This window comes from Blastococcus sp. SYSU DS1021 (assembly GCF_054050995.1).
Genome location: NZ_JBJHAL010000016.1, coordinates 1 through 14,049, shown reverse-complemented (window position 1 = coordinate 14,049; position 14,049 = coordinate 1). Strand labels below are relative to the sequence as shown.

At 74.4% G+C, this 14,049-nt stretch carries 13 protein-coding genes; 11 read left to right on the top strand and 2 right to left on the bottom strand.

The annotated features are described in order from the left end of the window. Window positions 1-29 precede the first annotated feature (29 nt). From ACI8AP_RS13095 to ACI8AP_RS13055, 9 genes are all read left to right on the top strand, one after another. A complete protein-coding gene (locus ACI8AP_RS13095; protein ID WP_456589786.1) occupies window positions 30-1,178 on the top strand; it encodes a Gfo/Idh/MocA family protein in 1,149 nt (382 codons plus the stop codon). Next, entirely contained in the window at window positions 1,175-2,341 is a 1,167-nt protein-coding gene (locus tag ACI8AP_RS13090; RefSeq protein WP_456589785.1) for a dihydrodipicolinate synthase family protein, read from the top strand. The genes ACI8AP_RS13095 and ACI8AP_RS13090 overlap by 4 nt, the downstream gene beginning before the upstream one ends. After that, the gene (locus ACI8AP_RS13085) at window positions 2,338-3,219 is read left to right on the top strand and encodes a sugar phosphate isomerase/epimerase family protein (protein ID WP_456589784.1); all 882 of its coding nucleotides are present in this window, start codon (window positions 2,338-2,340) and stop codon (window positions 3,217-3,219) included. Before ACI8AP_RS13090 ends, ACI8AP_RS13085 begins: the two co-directional genes overlap by 4 nt. Then, window positions 3,216-4,100: an NAD-dependent epimerase/dehydratase family protein gene (locus tag ACI8AP_RS13080; RefSeq protein ID WP_456589783.1), complete on the top strand. Its 885-nt coding sequence runs from the start codon at window positions 3,216-3,218 to the stop codon at window positions 4,098-4,100. Before ACI8AP_RS13085 ends, ACI8AP_RS13080 begins: the two co-directional genes overlap by 4 nt. After that, window positions 4,097-5,188, top strand: coding sequence for a mandelate racemase/muconate lactonizing enzyme family protein (locus ACI8AP_RS13075; protein WP_456589782.1), 1,092 nt, complete (start codon window positions 4,097-4,099; stop codon window positions 5,186-5,188). The genes ACI8AP_RS13080 and ACI8AP_RS13075 overlap by 4 nt, the downstream gene beginning before the upstream one ends. Window positions 5,189-5,322: 134 nt before the next feature. After that, a complete protein-coding gene (locus ACI8AP_RS13070) occupies window positions 5,323-6,435 on the top strand; it encodes an ABC transporter ATP-binding protein (protein WP_456589781.1) in 1,113 nt (370 codons plus the stop codon). A gap of 105 nt (window positions 6,436-6,540) precedes the next feature. Beyond that, on the top strand, window positions 6,541-7,647 hold the full coding sequence (locus ACI8AP_RS13065; RefSeq protein ID WP_456589780.1) for a Gfo/Idh/MocA family protein: 1,107 nt from the start codon (window positions 6,541-6,543) through the stop codon (window positions 7,645-7,647). After that, complete coding sequence (locus tag ACI8AP_RS13060; RefSeq protein ID WP_456589779.1) at window positions 7,644-8,585, top strand: DUF6807 domain-containing protein; 942 nt, start codon at window positions 7,644-7,646, stop codon at window positions 8,583-8,585. Before ACI8AP_RS13065 ends, ACI8AP_RS13060 begins: the two co-directional genes overlap by 4 nt. Then, window positions 8,582-9,391, top strand: coding sequence for a cupin domain-containing protein (locus ACI8AP_RS13055; RefSeq protein WP_456589778.1), 810 nt, complete (start codon window positions 8,582-8,584; stop codon window positions 9,389-9,391). Before ACI8AP_RS13060 ends, ACI8AP_RS13055 begins: the two co-directional genes overlap by 4 nt. 350 nt (window positions 9,392-9,741) lie before the next feature. Here the strand turns inward: ACI8AP_RS13055 and ACI8AP_RS13050 are convergent, their stop codons facing one another. Both ACI8AP_RS13050 and ACI8AP_RS13045 read right to left on the bottom strand, forming a co-directional pair. Beyond that, window positions 9,742-10,293: a DUF421 domain-containing protein gene (locus tag ACI8AP_RS13050; protein ID WP_456589777.1), complete on the bottom strand. Its 552-nt coding sequence runs from the start codon at window positions 10,291-10,293 to the stop codon at window positions 9,742-9,744. Window positions 10,294-10,357: 64 nt separating this feature from the next. Beyond that, window positions 10,358-10,774 carry a MarR family winged helix-turn-helix transcriptional regulator gene (locus ACI8AP_RS13045; protein ID WP_456589776.1) on the bottom strand — a complete coding sequence of 139 codons (417 nt, stop codon included), beginning with the start codon at window positions 10,772-10,774 and terminating at the stop codon, window positions 10,358-10,360. Between the two features lie 87 nt (window positions 10,775-10,861). On the opposite strand from ACI8AP_RS13045, the gene ACI8AP_RS13040 reads away from it, so the two are divergent. After that, complete coding sequence (locus tag ACI8AP_RS13040) at window positions 10,862-12,712, top strand: ABC transporter ATP-binding protein (protein WP_456589775.1); 1,851 nt, start codon at window positions 10,862-10,864, stop codon at window positions 12,710-12,712. A gap of 162 nt (window positions 12,713-12,874) precedes the next feature. Next, entirely contained in the window at window positions 12,875-13,957 is a 1,083-nt protein-coding gene (locus ACI8AP_RS13035; protein WP_456589774.1) for an alkene reductase, read from the top strand. Window positions 13,958-14,049: the final 92 nt, after the last annotated feature.

Sequence of the window (14,049 nt, the reverse complement as noted above, 5' to 3'; positions counted from 1 at the left end):
CCCCTTCACCCGCCCCGGAGGCAAGCACCGTGTCCAGCTCGATCGGCATCATCATGAACGGCGTCACCGGCCGGATGGGCTACCGCCAGCACCTGGTCCGGTCCATCCTCGCGATCCGGGACGCCGGCGGCCTGGAGCTCGCCGACGGCCGCAGGGTCGTGCCCGAGCCGATCCTGGTCGGGCGCAACGAGCGCAAGCTGGCCGACCTGGCCGCCCAGCACGGCATCGAGCGGTGGACGACGGACCTGGACGAGGCGCTGCGCGACGACTCCGCGCCGATCTACTTCGACGCGCAGGTCACGCAGGCGCGGGAGAAGTCGATCAAGGCCGCGATCGCCGCCGGCAAGCACGTCTACACCGAGAAGCCGACCGCGGAGTCCCTCGACGGCGCTCTGGAGCTGGCCCGGCTGGCCGCCGAGGCCGGGGTGAAGAACGGGGTGGTCCACGACAAGCTCTACCTGCCGGGCCTGGTGAAGCTGAAGCGGCTGATCGACGGCGGCTTCTTCGGCCGCATCCTGTCGGTGCGCGGCGAGTTCGGCTACTGGGTCTTCGAGGGTGACTGGCAGGAGGCCCAGCGGCCCAGCTGGAACTACCGCAAGGAGGACGGCGGCGGGATCGTCGTCGACATGTTCTGCCACTGGTCCTACGTGCTGGAGAACCTCTTCGGCCGGCCGGAGGCGGTCACCGCCAAGGCGGTCACGCACATCCCGACCCGCATCGACGAGCACGGGCAGGCCTACCCGGCCACCGCCGACGACGCCGCGTACGGGATCTTCGAGCTGCCCGGCGGCGTGATCGCGCAGATCAACTCCTCGTGGGCGGTGCGGGTCTACCGGGACGAGCTGGTCGAGTTCCAGGTCGACGGCACCGAGGGCAGCGCCGTCGCCGGGCTGCGCGAGTGCAAGATCCAGCACCGCGCCACCACGCCCAAGCCGGTGTGGAACCCCGACCTGCCGGTCACCGAGCGGTTCCGCGACCAGTGGCAGGTCGTGCCGGACAACGCCGACCTGGACAACGGCTTCCGGGCGCAGTGGGAGCAGTTCCTCCGCCACGTGCTGGAGGACGCCCCGCACCCGTACGACTTCCTCGCCGGTGCGCGCGGCGTCCAGGTCGCCGAGCTGGGCCTGCAGTCCTCCGCCGAGGGCCGCCGGATCGAGATCCCCGAGGTGACGGTGTGAGCGGCCCGGCCGTCCTCCTGCCCCGCGCCGACGGCACCGTCGGCGAGCACCGGCTCGGCGAGCCCGGCGCCTTCACCCGCCCCGACGGCCCGCTGACCAGCCGCACCGCCTACGCCGCCGCGCACGTCGTCGCCGACCCGCTCGGCGACAACACCCCGGGTGCGCCGGTGGACGTCGACTGGGACGCGACCCTGGCCTTCCGCCGGCACCTGTGGTCCTACGGCCTGGGCGTCGCCGACGCGATGGACACCGCCCAGCGCGGCATGGGCATGCCCTGGAGCACCACCGCCGAGCTGATCCGCCGCTCGGCCGCCGAGGCGCAGGCCTGCGGCGGGCTCCTGGCCTGCGGGGCGGGCACCGACCAGGCGCCGGCCGAGCTGGCCGGCACCGACGAGGTGCTGGCCGCCTACCTCGAGCAGATCGAGGTGATCGAGGGCGCCGGGGCCAACGTGATCATCATGGCCAGCCGGCAGCTGGCCCGGGTGGCCGGCAGCGCCGAGGACTACGCCAAGGTCTACGGCCGGCTGCTCGAGCAGGTGTCCCGGCCGGTGATCCTGCACTGGCTCGGCCCCATGTTCGACCCGGCGCTGGCCGGCTACTGGGGCTCGGCGCAGCTGGCCGAGGCCACCGACACCGTGCTGCAGGTGATCGCCGACCACAGCGCCAAGGTCGACGGCATCAAGGTCTCGATGCTCGACGAGGCGCACGAGGTGGACATGCGCCGCCGGCTGCCCGACGGCGTCCGGCTCTACACCGGCGACGACTTCAACTACCCGACGCTGGTGCGCGGGGACGGCGAGTCGTACTCGCACGCCCTGCTGGGCATCTTCGACGCGATCGCCCCGGCCGCCTCCACCGCGCTGCAGGCGCTGGACCGCGGCGACCTGGCCACCTACGACCGGCTGCTGGAGCCGACCGTGGCGCTGTCCCGGCACCTGTTCGGCGCGCCCACCTACTACTACAAGACCGGGATCGTCTTCCTCGCCTGGCTGGCCGGTCACCAGCCGGGCTTCCGGATGGTCGGCGGGCTGGAGAGCGCCCGCAGCCCGCAGCACCTGGCCGAGGTGTTCCGGCTGGCCGACGCCGCCGGACTGCTGCCCGACCCGGAGCTCGCCGCTGCCCGGATGCGCACCTACCTGCAGACCGTGGGGGTGGGCCAGTGAGCGCCGACCCGCGGTTGGCGAAGCTGTCGATCAACCACAAGACGGTCGAGGGCTGGCCGATGCCCGACTTCGTCGACGGCGTGGCCGCGGCGGGGCTGTCCGCGCTCGGCACCTGGCGCGAGCCGGTCGCCGAGTTCGGGCTGGAGCGGACGGCGAAGCTGATCCGCGACGCCGGGCTGCGGGTGTCCTCGCACTGCCGCGGCGGTTTCCTGACCGCGACCGACCCGGCCGCCCGGGCCGCGGCCCTCGAGGACAACCGGCAGGCGATCGACGAGGCCGCCGCCCTGGACGCGGGGTCGCTGGTCATGGTGGTCGGCGGGCTGCCGGCCGGATCGCGGGACCTGGTGGGAGCCCGGGAGCGGGTGGCCGATGCGCTGGCCGAGCTCGCGCCGTACGCGGGGGAGCGTGGGGTCCGGCTCTCGCTGGAGGCGCTGCACCCGATGTACTGCGCCGACCGGGCCGTGCTCTCCACCCTCGGCCAGGCCCTCGACCTGGCGGCGCCCTTCCCGTCGGCGCAGGTGGGCGTCGTGGTCGACACCTTCCACCTGTGGTGGGACCCGGAGGTCTGGCGGTCGATCGAGCGGGCCGGCGACCGGATCGCCTCCTTCCAGGTCTGCGACTTCCTCATGCCCATCCCGGCCGACGCGCTGATGGCCCGCGGCTACATGGGCGACGGGGTGATCGACTTCCCGCCGTTCGTGGCAGCGGTCGAGGCCGCGGGCTGGACCGGGGACGTCGAGGTGGAGATCTTCAACGCCGACGTCTGGGCCCAGCCCAAGGCCGAGGTCGTGGAGACGGTGAAGCAGCGCTACCTGGACGTCGTGGTGCCCGGCGTCGGGGCGGGTGGCGTGGGCGCGGGCAGGGTGGAGTCGGCGTGAGGGTGCTGGTCACCGGGGGTGCCGGCCGGCTGGGCCGCAGCGTCGTCGACGGGCTGGCCGACGCCGGCCACGAGGTCGTCTCGGTCGACGTCACCGCGGCGCCGTCGGAGAAGGCCGCCGCGACGTTCCCCGCCGACCTGGCCGACCTCGGCCAGGCCTACGGCGTCATGGCCCGCTACCGGCCCGACGCCGTGGTGCACCTGGCGGCCATCGCCGTCCCGTTCAGCCGTCCCGAGTCGGTCATCCACGCGACCAACACCGCGCTGGCCTACAACGTGCTGCAGGCCGCGGTCGACTCCGGCGTCGGCACCGTGGTGACCGCCAGCAGCCCCACGGTCATGGGGTACGGCAGCCCGGCCGGCTGGGCGCCGCGGTACCTGCCGCTGGACGAGGACCACCCGGCGCGGCCGTGGAACGCCTACGGGCTGTCCAAGCTGGCCGCCGAGCAGACCATGCGGATGTTCGCCGCCCAGTACGGCGACCGGGTGCGGCTGGCGGCGTTCCGGCCGTGCTTCGTGATCGCCCCGGAGGAGTGGGCGGGCGCGCCGACCCAGCAGGGGCACACGGTGCGCGAGCGGATCGCCGACCCGCGGCACGGCGCGGTCTCGCTGTTCAACTACGTCGACGCCCGGGACTGCGCGGACTTCCTGGACACGTTGCTGGGCAAGGCCGGTGAGGTGCCCAACGGCGAGGTGTACTTCGTCGGCGCGCGGGACGCGCTGGCCGAGGCGCCGCTGGCCGAGCTGCTGCCCGAGCACTCCGGGGTCGCGCCCGAGCTGGCGGCCGGGCTGACCGGCACCAGCCCGGCGTTCAGCACCGCGAAGGCCGAGCGGCTGCTGGGCTGGACGGCGTCGCGCAGCTGGCGCACGGAGCTGCGATGAGCACGGTCACCCGGCTGTCCAGCCGGCTGTTCCGGCTGCCGCTGTCCCGGCCGTGGGGCGCCGACGTGCCCGCGCTGCACCTGCTGGTCACCGAGCTGGAGACCAGCGACGGGCGCACCGGCACCGGGTTCAGCTGGACGCCGTCGATCGGGGCCCGCGCGCTGCAGGCGCTCGTCGACTCCGACGTGGCCCCGGTGGTCGTCGGCGGGCCGGTGGAGCCCGGCGTGGTCTGGGACCGGCTCTGGTGGCACCTGCACGAGGCCGGCGGTGGCGGGCTGACCACGATGGCGATCGCCGCCGTCGACACCGCGCTGTGGGACCTCGCGGCGAAGGCGGCCGGGCGGAGCCTGGTCGACCACCTGGGCCGCCGACGGGACTCGGTCGCCGTCTACGGCAGCGGGGTCAACTTCCACTACTCCCTCGAGGAGCTGGTGGCGCAGACCGAACGCTGGGTCGCCGACGGGTGCACCGCGGTGAAGATCAAGGTGGGCCGGCCGGACCTGGCCGAGGACGTCGAGCGGGTGGCCGCCGTCCGCGCGGTGCTCGGACCGCACCGCCGGCTGATGGTCGACGCCAACCAGCGCTGGGACCTGCCGACGGCGATGCGTGCGGTCCGGGCCATGTCGGCCTTCGACCTGCACTGGGTCGAGGAGCCGCTGGTCGCCGACGACCTGCCCGCGCTGGGCCGGCTGCACGACGCCGGGCTGGGCGTGCCGATCGCGGTGGGGGAGAACGTCTACACCGCGTTCCAGTACCGCGCGCTGCTGGCGTCCGGTGCGGCCGACGTCGTCCAGCCCAACGTCGTGCGGGTGGGGGGCATCACGCCGTTCCTGCGGATCGCCCAACTAGCGGCTGCGGCGAGCGTGCCGGTGGCGCCCCATCTGCTGCCGGACCTCTCCGGCCAGTTGGCGATGTGCCTGCCGCTGACCACCATGGTCGAGGACGTCGAGGACGCCTCGTTCGCGGCGCTGGGGGCGCTCGCCCGGCCCAGCGGGGTGGCCATCGCCGACGGCGTCCTGCGTGCCGACACCGCCCCCGGGCACGGCCTGGTCTTCGCCACCGACCGGATGGCGGAGCTGACCGGATGAGGATCCTTGACGCCGGAAAGCGCTTGCCCATAGGGTGAGCGGAGTCACACCGTGCGGGAGCGCGGCCCCACGCGTTCGCGTCGGGACCGTTCCGCGCCGCCCGTCCCACCCCGTCAGAGCGAGGGAGCTCCCCGATGGCATCGGTCACCTACGACAAGGCGACCCGGCTCTACCCCGGCGGTTCGACGCCGGCGGTCGACCAGCTGGACCTGGCGGTCGAGGACGGCGAGTTCCTCGTGCTGGTCGGCCCGTCGGGCTGCGGGAAGTCGACGTCGCTGCGGATGCTGGCCGGGCTGGAGGAGGTCGACGGCGGCGCGATCCGGATCGGCGACCGCGACGTCACCGACGTGCCGCCCAAGGACCGTGACATCGCGATGGTGTTCCAGAACTACGCGCTGTACCCGCACATGAGCGTGGCCGACAACATGGGCTTCGCCCTGAAGATCGCCGGGATGGGCAAGGACGAGCGGGCCACCCGGGTGCGGGAGGCGGCCAAGCTGCTGGACCTCGAGGACTACCTGGACCGCAAGCCCAAGGCGCTGTCGGGCGGGCAGCGGCAGCGGGTGGCGATGGGGCGGGCGATCGTGCGCCAGCCCCAGGTGTTCCTGATGGACGAGCCGCTGAGCAACCTGGACGCCAAGCTGCGGGTGCAGACCCGCACCCAGATCGCCTCGCTGCAGCGCCGCCTGGGCATCACCACCGTCTACGTCACCCACGACCAGGTCGAGGCCATGACGATGGGCGACCGGGTGGCGGTGCTCAAGGACGGGATCCTCCAGCAGGTCGACAGCCCGCGGGAGATGTACGACCGGCCGGCCAACGTCTTCGTGGCCGGCTTCATCGGCTCCCCGGCGATGAACCTCGCGGAGGTGCCGCTGGTCGAGGGCGGTGCCCGGCTCGGCGAGCTGATCGTTCCGCTGTCCCGCGAGACCGTCGCGGCGGCCGGCTCCGACCGGTCGGTCACCCTGGGCTTCCGTCCCGAGGCGATCGAGGTGGCCCCGCCCGGCGAGGCGGGGTTCCGGGCCTGCGTCGACCTGGTCGAGGAACTCGGCTCGGACGCCTACGTCTACGCCTCGCTGCTGGATCAGGAACTCGCCGAGCACCTGCACGGCGGGGACACCGCGCAGATCGTCGCGCGGGTCGACGCCCGGCGGCCGCCGCGGGCCGGTGACGAGGTCCGGTTCGTCATCCGCGGTGGTGAGGAGCACGTGTTCTCCACCAGCACCGGGGCGCGGCTGTCCCGCTGATCGGCATCCCCCGGTCCCACCGTCGGGCGGACGCCTCGCCGGACGGTGCGACCAGACCGTCGTCCGCGGCTGCCCCCGGCGGCCGACCGCGCAGTGAGGAGTCCTGTGGACCACGCAACCACGCCGGTCCGGGTCGCCGTCGTCGGAGCCGGCGCGATCGCCGATGACCGCCATCTTCCCGCGCTGGCAGACGTGGGGGAGCGGGTCCAGGTCGTCGCGATCGCCGACGTCGACCTCACCCGTGCCCGCGAGCTCGCCGGGCGCTGGGGCGTGCCCGGCGTCTACGGCGACATCCGGGCGATGCTCGCCGCCGAGTCACCGGACCTGGTCACGCTGTGCACCCCGCCGTCGGCCCACCTCGAGGGCGTCACGGCGTGCCTCGACGCCGGGGCCTGGGTGTGGTGCGAGAAGCCGCCGATGCTCTCCCTCCTCGACCTGGACGCCGTCGCCGAGCGCGAGCAGGAGGGTGGGCCGTACGTCGCCTACGTCTTCCAGCACCGCTTCGGTTCGGGCGCCCAGCGGCTGCGCGAGCAGGTGCGCACCGGTGCGCTCGGGCGCCCGCTCGTCGCCGTCTGCCACACCCTCTGGTATCGCGGCCACGACTACTACGAGGTGCCGTGGCGGGGCCGCTGGGAGACCGAGGGCGGCGGACCGACGATGAGCCACGGCATCCATCAGATGGACCTGCTGCTGTCCGTGCTCGGGAACTGGCGCGAGGTCAGCGCGGTCACCGGAACGCTCGACCGGCGGGTCGAGACCGAGGACGTCGCGATGGCGGTGGTGACCTTCGAGTCCGGCGCCATGGCCTCGATCGTCAACAGCGTGCTCTCCCCGCGGGAGACCAGCTACCTGCGGTTCGACTTCACCGACGCGACCGTCGAGCTGGAGCACCTGTACGGCTACGGGGACGACGACTGGACGTGGACGCCGGCTCCGCACGTCACCGACCGGGAGCGGATCGCCGGCTGGGCCCCCACGGGCGGGGTGGCGAGCGGGCACGTGGCGCAGCTGCGGAGCCTGCTCGACTCCTTCGACCGGCGGGAGCGCCCGCTGGTCAGCGGCCGGCAGGGCCGCGAGACGATGGAACTGGTCACCGGTCTCTACCGCTCCTCGGCGTCCGGGGGCAGCGTCGCCCGGGCCGATCTCGTACCCGGCAGCCCGCACTACGACCGGCTCGGTGGCGACCTGGCGACCACCGGGGGTCAGCGGTGAGCGCCGCGCTCCGGGTCGTCCACGAGCACGGCCGCCGCGTGGTCGTCGCCGTCGAGGGCGACGGCGTCGGCGTCGGCGAGGGTGCCGGGCGGGTCGAGATCGCGTCGTACGACTACGACCCCCAGGTGCCGGACTTCGAGTCCCGGAAGCCCTACCTGCACCCCCTGCGGACTCTCTCCGGCGGGCTGGTGTCGGCCTATCGACCGCACGACCACCGCTGGCACAAGGGCCTGCAGATGACCGTGTCCCACCTGTCGGACCAGAACTTCTGGGGCGGCTACAGCTACCGCCACGGGCAGGGCTACGTCCCCGTCGACAACATCGGCCGCATGCGGCACGACCGCTTCGCCGAGTTCGTCGTGGCCGACCACGAGGTCCGCCTGGTCGAGGAGCTCACCTGGGTGACCGCCGCCGGTGAGGACTGGGTCACCGAGCGGCGCGAGTTGCGCTGGCACGGGGTCGACGTCGAGCGGGGCACCTGGGCGCTGGACTTCGGCACCGAGCTCTGCAACGTCCGCGGCCGGGACCTGCACGTCGGCAGCCCGACCACGCACGGACGCCCCGACGCCGGCTACACCGGGTTCTTCTGGCGGGGACCGCGCGGCTTCACCGGGGGAGAGGTGCTCGTCGCCGACGAGGACGCCGCACCGGAGCCGATGGGCGCCACCTCGCCGTGGCTGGCCTACACGGGTCTGCACGACGAGGTCGACGGCGGCGCGACCCTCCTCTTCATGGCCGGGACCAGTTCCGCGGCGGTGCCGTTGCGCTGGTTCGTCCGCCGTGAGCCGTTCCCCGCGGTGAACCCCTCACCGGCTTTCTCCGAGGAGGTGACGCTCGCGCCGGGGGACGCCCTCACCCTGCGGCACCGGGTGGTGGTCGTCGACCGGCCCTGGACCCGCAGCGACGTGGCGGCCCACGTGGCCGAGCACCCGCTGTGACGGCCGCCCGGCACCCCGCGGCGGGCGCCCCGCCGGCGCCGTTGCCGGGGGCGGTCGGCCTCAGCGGCCTGGACGTCTACCCGTGGGATACCCACGACGGCCTGCACGGGGGTTCCCCGCACCTGCACCTGTGCTGCTCGGAGGCCTACGTGGTCGTCGGCGGCCGGGGGCGACTGCAGACGCTCACGATGGAGGGCGGCGCCGGGGAGGTGCCCCTCGTCGCCGGCGACGTCGTGTGGTTCACGCCCGGGACCATCCATCGGGCCGTGAACGACGAGGAGCTGCGGGTCGTCGTCGTCATGGAGAACAGCGGCCTGCCGGAGGCCGGCGACGCCGTGCTGACCGTGCCGGGGGAGTACCTGCGCGACCCGGACGCGTACGCGGCCGCGACGTCCCTGACGGGTCCTGACGGGCGCCCCACCCCCGAGCGGGCCCGTGCCCGTCGCGATCTGGCCGTCGAGGGGTTCCTCCACCTGCGACGACGCACCGAGGCCGGGGACCGGGGGGCGCTGGCCGCCTTCCACGCGGCCGCTGCCGCCCTCGTCCGGTCTCGCGTACCGGACTGGCGGGAGCGCTGGCGGGCGGGTGCACTGGCGGCGGCGCAGCGCACCGGCGACCGGCTGGACGCCCTCCAGCTGGGCAAGGCCGACCACCTGCGCGCCGCTGGTGTGCACCACCTGTCCCGGCGGTCCGACCCGGTGCTCGGCATGTGCGGTTTCCTCTCGCCCTACCTGCCCGAGCGCGAGGCGTCGGCCCCCCCGTTCCCGGAAGCACCCGGCGACGAGCGGCGCCGCCCCGGCGCGTGAGGCCGGGGGGCGCCACCGCCGGCCGCCCGCATCGCGGCGCTGCCCGCGCCGACCGGGTCCCCGGTCGAGGAACCCGACGACGGACCGTAGCCATCCGTCGCCATCGGCCGTGACGGCGTCGCACCCGGCCACCGGGGCCGGCGCACTCTCCGGGGCGCAGGCGCGGACGTCGTCGTCGGGAACCCGCTCGGCGTGCAGTGGGCGTCCGGTGGCAGCACCGCTCATGCCGGCGAGGAGGCCCGGTCGGCCATCCGCGGCGGCGGGGAGGCCGTGACCTCCAGCAGCACCGGTCAGCGGCGCTCCCGCTGACCCGGGCGGCGCGTCCTCCGCGGATGGGGGCGCCCGGTGGCTCAGGCGGGACGGCCGGGGCCGGCGGCGGGGACCAGCCGGGCGGCGTCCGGCACGTCGGAGAAGAGCCACGGGTCCAGCGGCTCGGACTGCCGGATGACGCTCACCGCCCCGGTGCGCTCGAGGACGACGCATCGCACCTCCGCGAGGTTCCGGATGCCGGCCAGCCGCAGCTTCTGCCGCAGTTCGTCCTCGGCGACGTGCGCGGCGCGCAGGTTCTCGTGCAGCGGAGTCGCGCCGGCCATGAGCAGCACCGGGGGGCGGTTCATCAGCCGGTCGGCCCACCGGCTGCGCCGCAGCCGGGCCAGCGCCGTCTGGGTTCCGAAGAGGGTGACCATGGCGAGGGCACCTGTGGCCAGGGTGGGGTCGAGCAGCAGCACCGTGCGGCCGATGACGGCGCCGAGTGCGATCGCGCAGCCGAGGTCGAAGCTGGACATGGTGGCGAGGCTGCGCTGTCCGACGAGCCGGACGCAGAGGATCAGCAACAGGTACATGGCCACGGTGGAGAGCACGACGAGCCCCGCCCGCTCCCAGTCGATCCCCAGCTGATCCATCTTCGGGCCTCCCCGGACGGCGACGGTCGTGCCGCCCATTCTCGGGGGCTGCCGGCCCGGGGCGTCAGTCGGTGAGGTCGTGCAGGATCCGGGCGAGGGTGGCGCGGTCCTCGGGGCCGAGGCGGGCGAACAGCTCGGCGGAGTCGGCGGCCCGAGCGCGCCCCACCTCCCGCCGGACCCGCCGGCCCTCGTCGGTGGGGCGGACGATCACCGCCCGCCGGTCGCCCGGGTCGGGGCTGCGCTCGACGAGGCCGCGTTCCTGCAGGCCGTCGGCCACCTCGGTCGCCGATCGGGGTGCGATGTGCAGCGCCTCGGCCAGGTCGGAGAGCCGGACGCCGTCCCGCTCGCAGACCACCCGCAGGGCCCGGGCCTGGTGCGGGGAGAGGTCCCAGGGCGCGAGGGCCTCGCGCCAGCGACGGCGCTGCGTGCGCGCCACCCGCATCAGCAGGTCGCCCAGCTCGCCGGTCCCGTCCTCCGTCACGGGGGAATGGTAGCGATGATCCGGAGGTTCCCAGACAGTGAGGTAACCTCAGCAACCGAGAACGGGGGTGGCGACATCAGCGAGACGATGACGGGTGGCGGCCGCGGCGGTGGCCGGGGTGGTGGCGGCGGCGAGAACGTCGGCCGCAAGCCAGATCCGGCCGACCTCGGCCAGCTCGAGCGGTCCCCGGTCCGCTGGAGCCGGGTCGCCGGGCTGTTCCGGCCCTACCGCTGGCAGCTGGGGGTCGTGGTGGCGCTGATCGTGGCGTCGTCCGCCGTCGCGCTGGCCACCCCGTTCCTCATCCGCCTGGTCATCGACGAGGCGATCCCCGGGCAGGACGTCCCCCTGCTGCTGTGGGCCGTCGCCGGGATGATCGCCGTCACCGTGGTCACGGCGATCTTCGGCGTGGTGCAGACCTGGCTGTCCACGACCGTCGGCCAGCGGGTCATGCACGGCCTCCGGACGGCCGTCTTCACCCACCTGCAGCGCCAGTCGCTGGGCTTCTTCACGCGCACCAAGGGTGGCGAGGTGCAGTCGCGGCTGATGAACGACGTCGGCAGCATGCAGTCGGTGGTCACCTCGACCGCCACCTCGTTCGCCGCGAACGCCACCACGGTCATCGGCACGGTCGCGGCCATGGTGGTGCTCAGCTGGCGGTTGTCGCTGCTGTCGCTGGTCGTGCTCCCGCCGGCCGTCTGGCTGACCCGCCGCGTCGCCCGCATGCGCCGGACCATCACCGCCCAGCGGCAACGGCACCTGGCCGACCTGCACTCCCAGGTCGAGGAGGGGCTGAGCATCAGCGGCGTCCTGCTGGGCAAGACGCTGGGCGCGGGCCCGGCGCAGTCGCGGCGGTTCGCCGGCACGTCGGAGTTCCTGGTCGACCTCGAGGTGCGCTCGCAGCTGGCCGGCCGCTGGCGGATGGCCACCATGAGCATCGTCTTCGCCGGCATCCCTGCGCTGATCTACCTGGCCGCCGGGCTGCCGGCGACGTCGGGCGGGATGACCATCGGCACCCTCGTCGCCTTCACCACGCTGCAGGGTGCGCTGTTTCGGCCGCTGATGCAGCTGCTGGACATCGGTGTCTCGCTGACCGCCTCCATGGCGCTCTTCAGCCGGGTGTTCGAGTACCTCGACCTGCCCGTCGACATCGACGACCCCGCCGACCCGGTCGCCGTCGACGCCGCCTCCGTCCGCGGCGAGGTGCGGTTCGAGCACGTCGGCTTCCGCTACCCGGACGGCGTTCGTCCCGCGCTGGCCGACGTCGACGTGACCGTGCCCGCCGGCTCGACCCTGGCGCTGGTGGGGGAGACCGGCTCCGGCAAGAGCACGCTGGCCTCGCTGGTGGCCCGGCTGAACGACCCCACGACCGGGCGGGTGCTGATCGACGGCGTCGACGTCCGCGACCTGCGGCTGGCCGATCTCGCGCGGATCGTCGGCGTCGTCAGCCAGGAGACCTACCTGCTGCACGGCACCGTGCGGGAGAACCTGCTGCACGCCCGGCCCGAGGCCACCGACGCCGAGCTCGTCGACGCCGCCCGCCGCGCGCAGGTGCACGAGGTCATCGCCGCGCTGCCCGACGGCTACGACACGGTGGTCGGCGCGCGGGGGCACCGGTTCTCCGGCGGGGAGAAGCAGCGGCTGGCGATCGCCCGCACGCTGCTGCGCGACCCGCGGGTGCTGGTGCTCGACGAGGCGACCAGCGCCCTGGACAACGAGACGGAGCGGGCGGTGCAGGCGGCGCTCGACGAGGCCAGCCGCGGGCGGACGACGATCACCATCGCGCACCGGCTCTCCACCGTGCGCGACGCCGACCGGATCGTCGTCCTGGACGCCGGCCGGGTCGCCGAGCAGGGTACCCACGAGGAGCTCCTCGCCCTCGGCGGCCGGTACGCCCGGCTGGCCGGGATCGCGCAGCGGGACGCCGTCCTCGCCGGGTGACGGGCGCAGCTCCCCCACTCGTCCTCGCCGTGCGGCCGCCGTCCTCGCGGTGCACCACGAGGACGGCGGCCACACCGCGAGGGCGGCGAAGCCCCAGCACCGCGGCGGCGAAGTGACGCACGCCCCGGAATCGGTTGGTCACCGCCGGCGGTTGCGCCGGTCATGGACCTGTTCTCCCCCGTGCGGCTCGGCGACCTCGAGCTGGCCAACCGCGTCGTCATGGCACCGCTCACCCGGATGCGCTCCGGCCGCGCCGCGATTCCCCGCGACGTCGTCGTCGAGCACTACGAGCAGCGCGCCGGCGTGGGCCTGATCATCACCGAGGGGACCTTCCCCAACGACGAGTCGCGCGCGTTCGCCGGGCAGCCAGGCATCGTCACCGACGAGCAGGCCGAGGGCTGGCGGCGCGTCGCCGACGCCGTCCACGCCCGCGGCGGCCGCATCGTCCTGCAGGTCATGCACGGCGGCCGGGTCTCCCACCCGGAGCTGACCGGCACCCGCGTCGTCGCCCCCAGCGCGATCGCCATCGAGGGCGAGGTGCACGTCGGTGGCGGGGTCAAGAAGCCCTTCCCGGTGCCGCACGCGCTCACCACCGAGGAGGTGCGCGCCACGATCGCCGACTTCGTCGCCGCCTCGCGCCGCGCCGTCGACGCCGGCCTGGACGGCGTGGAGCTGCACGCGGCCAACGGCTACCTGCTGCACGAGTTCCTGTCGCCGGCGTCCAACCGGCGCGAGGACGCCTACGGTGGCAGCCCCGAGAAGCGTGCCCGCTTCGTGCACGAGGTCGCCGCCGCGGTCGCCGAGGAGGTCGGCGCGGGGCGGGTCGGCCTGCGCATCTCCCCCGAGCACAACATCCAGGACGCCCTGGAGACCGACCGCGCCGACGTGCTCGCCACCTACGGCGCGCTGGTCGACGGACTGCGCCCGCTGGGCCTCGCCTACCTCAGCGTGCTGCACGTCGAGCCCGCCGGTGACCTCGTGCAGGAGCTGCGCCGCCGTTTCGGTGGGCCGCTGATCGCCAACAGCGGCTTCGGCACGGTGACCACCCGCGCGGAGGCCGTGCGGCTGATCGAGGAGGCGCACGCCGAGGCCGTCGCCGTCGGCCGGCCGGTGCTCGCCAACCCCGACCTGGTCGAGCGCTGGGCCGGTGAGCACCCGGAGACCCAGGCCGACCCGCGCACTTTCTACACCTCCGGGCCGGAGGGGTACACCGACTACCCGACGCTGGCCGCCGCGGGGCGCTGAGCACCGGGGGGGGGGGGGGGGGGGGGGGGGGGGGGGGGGGGGGGGGGGGGGGGGGGGGGGGGGGGGGGGGGGGGGGGGGCGGGGGGGATGTT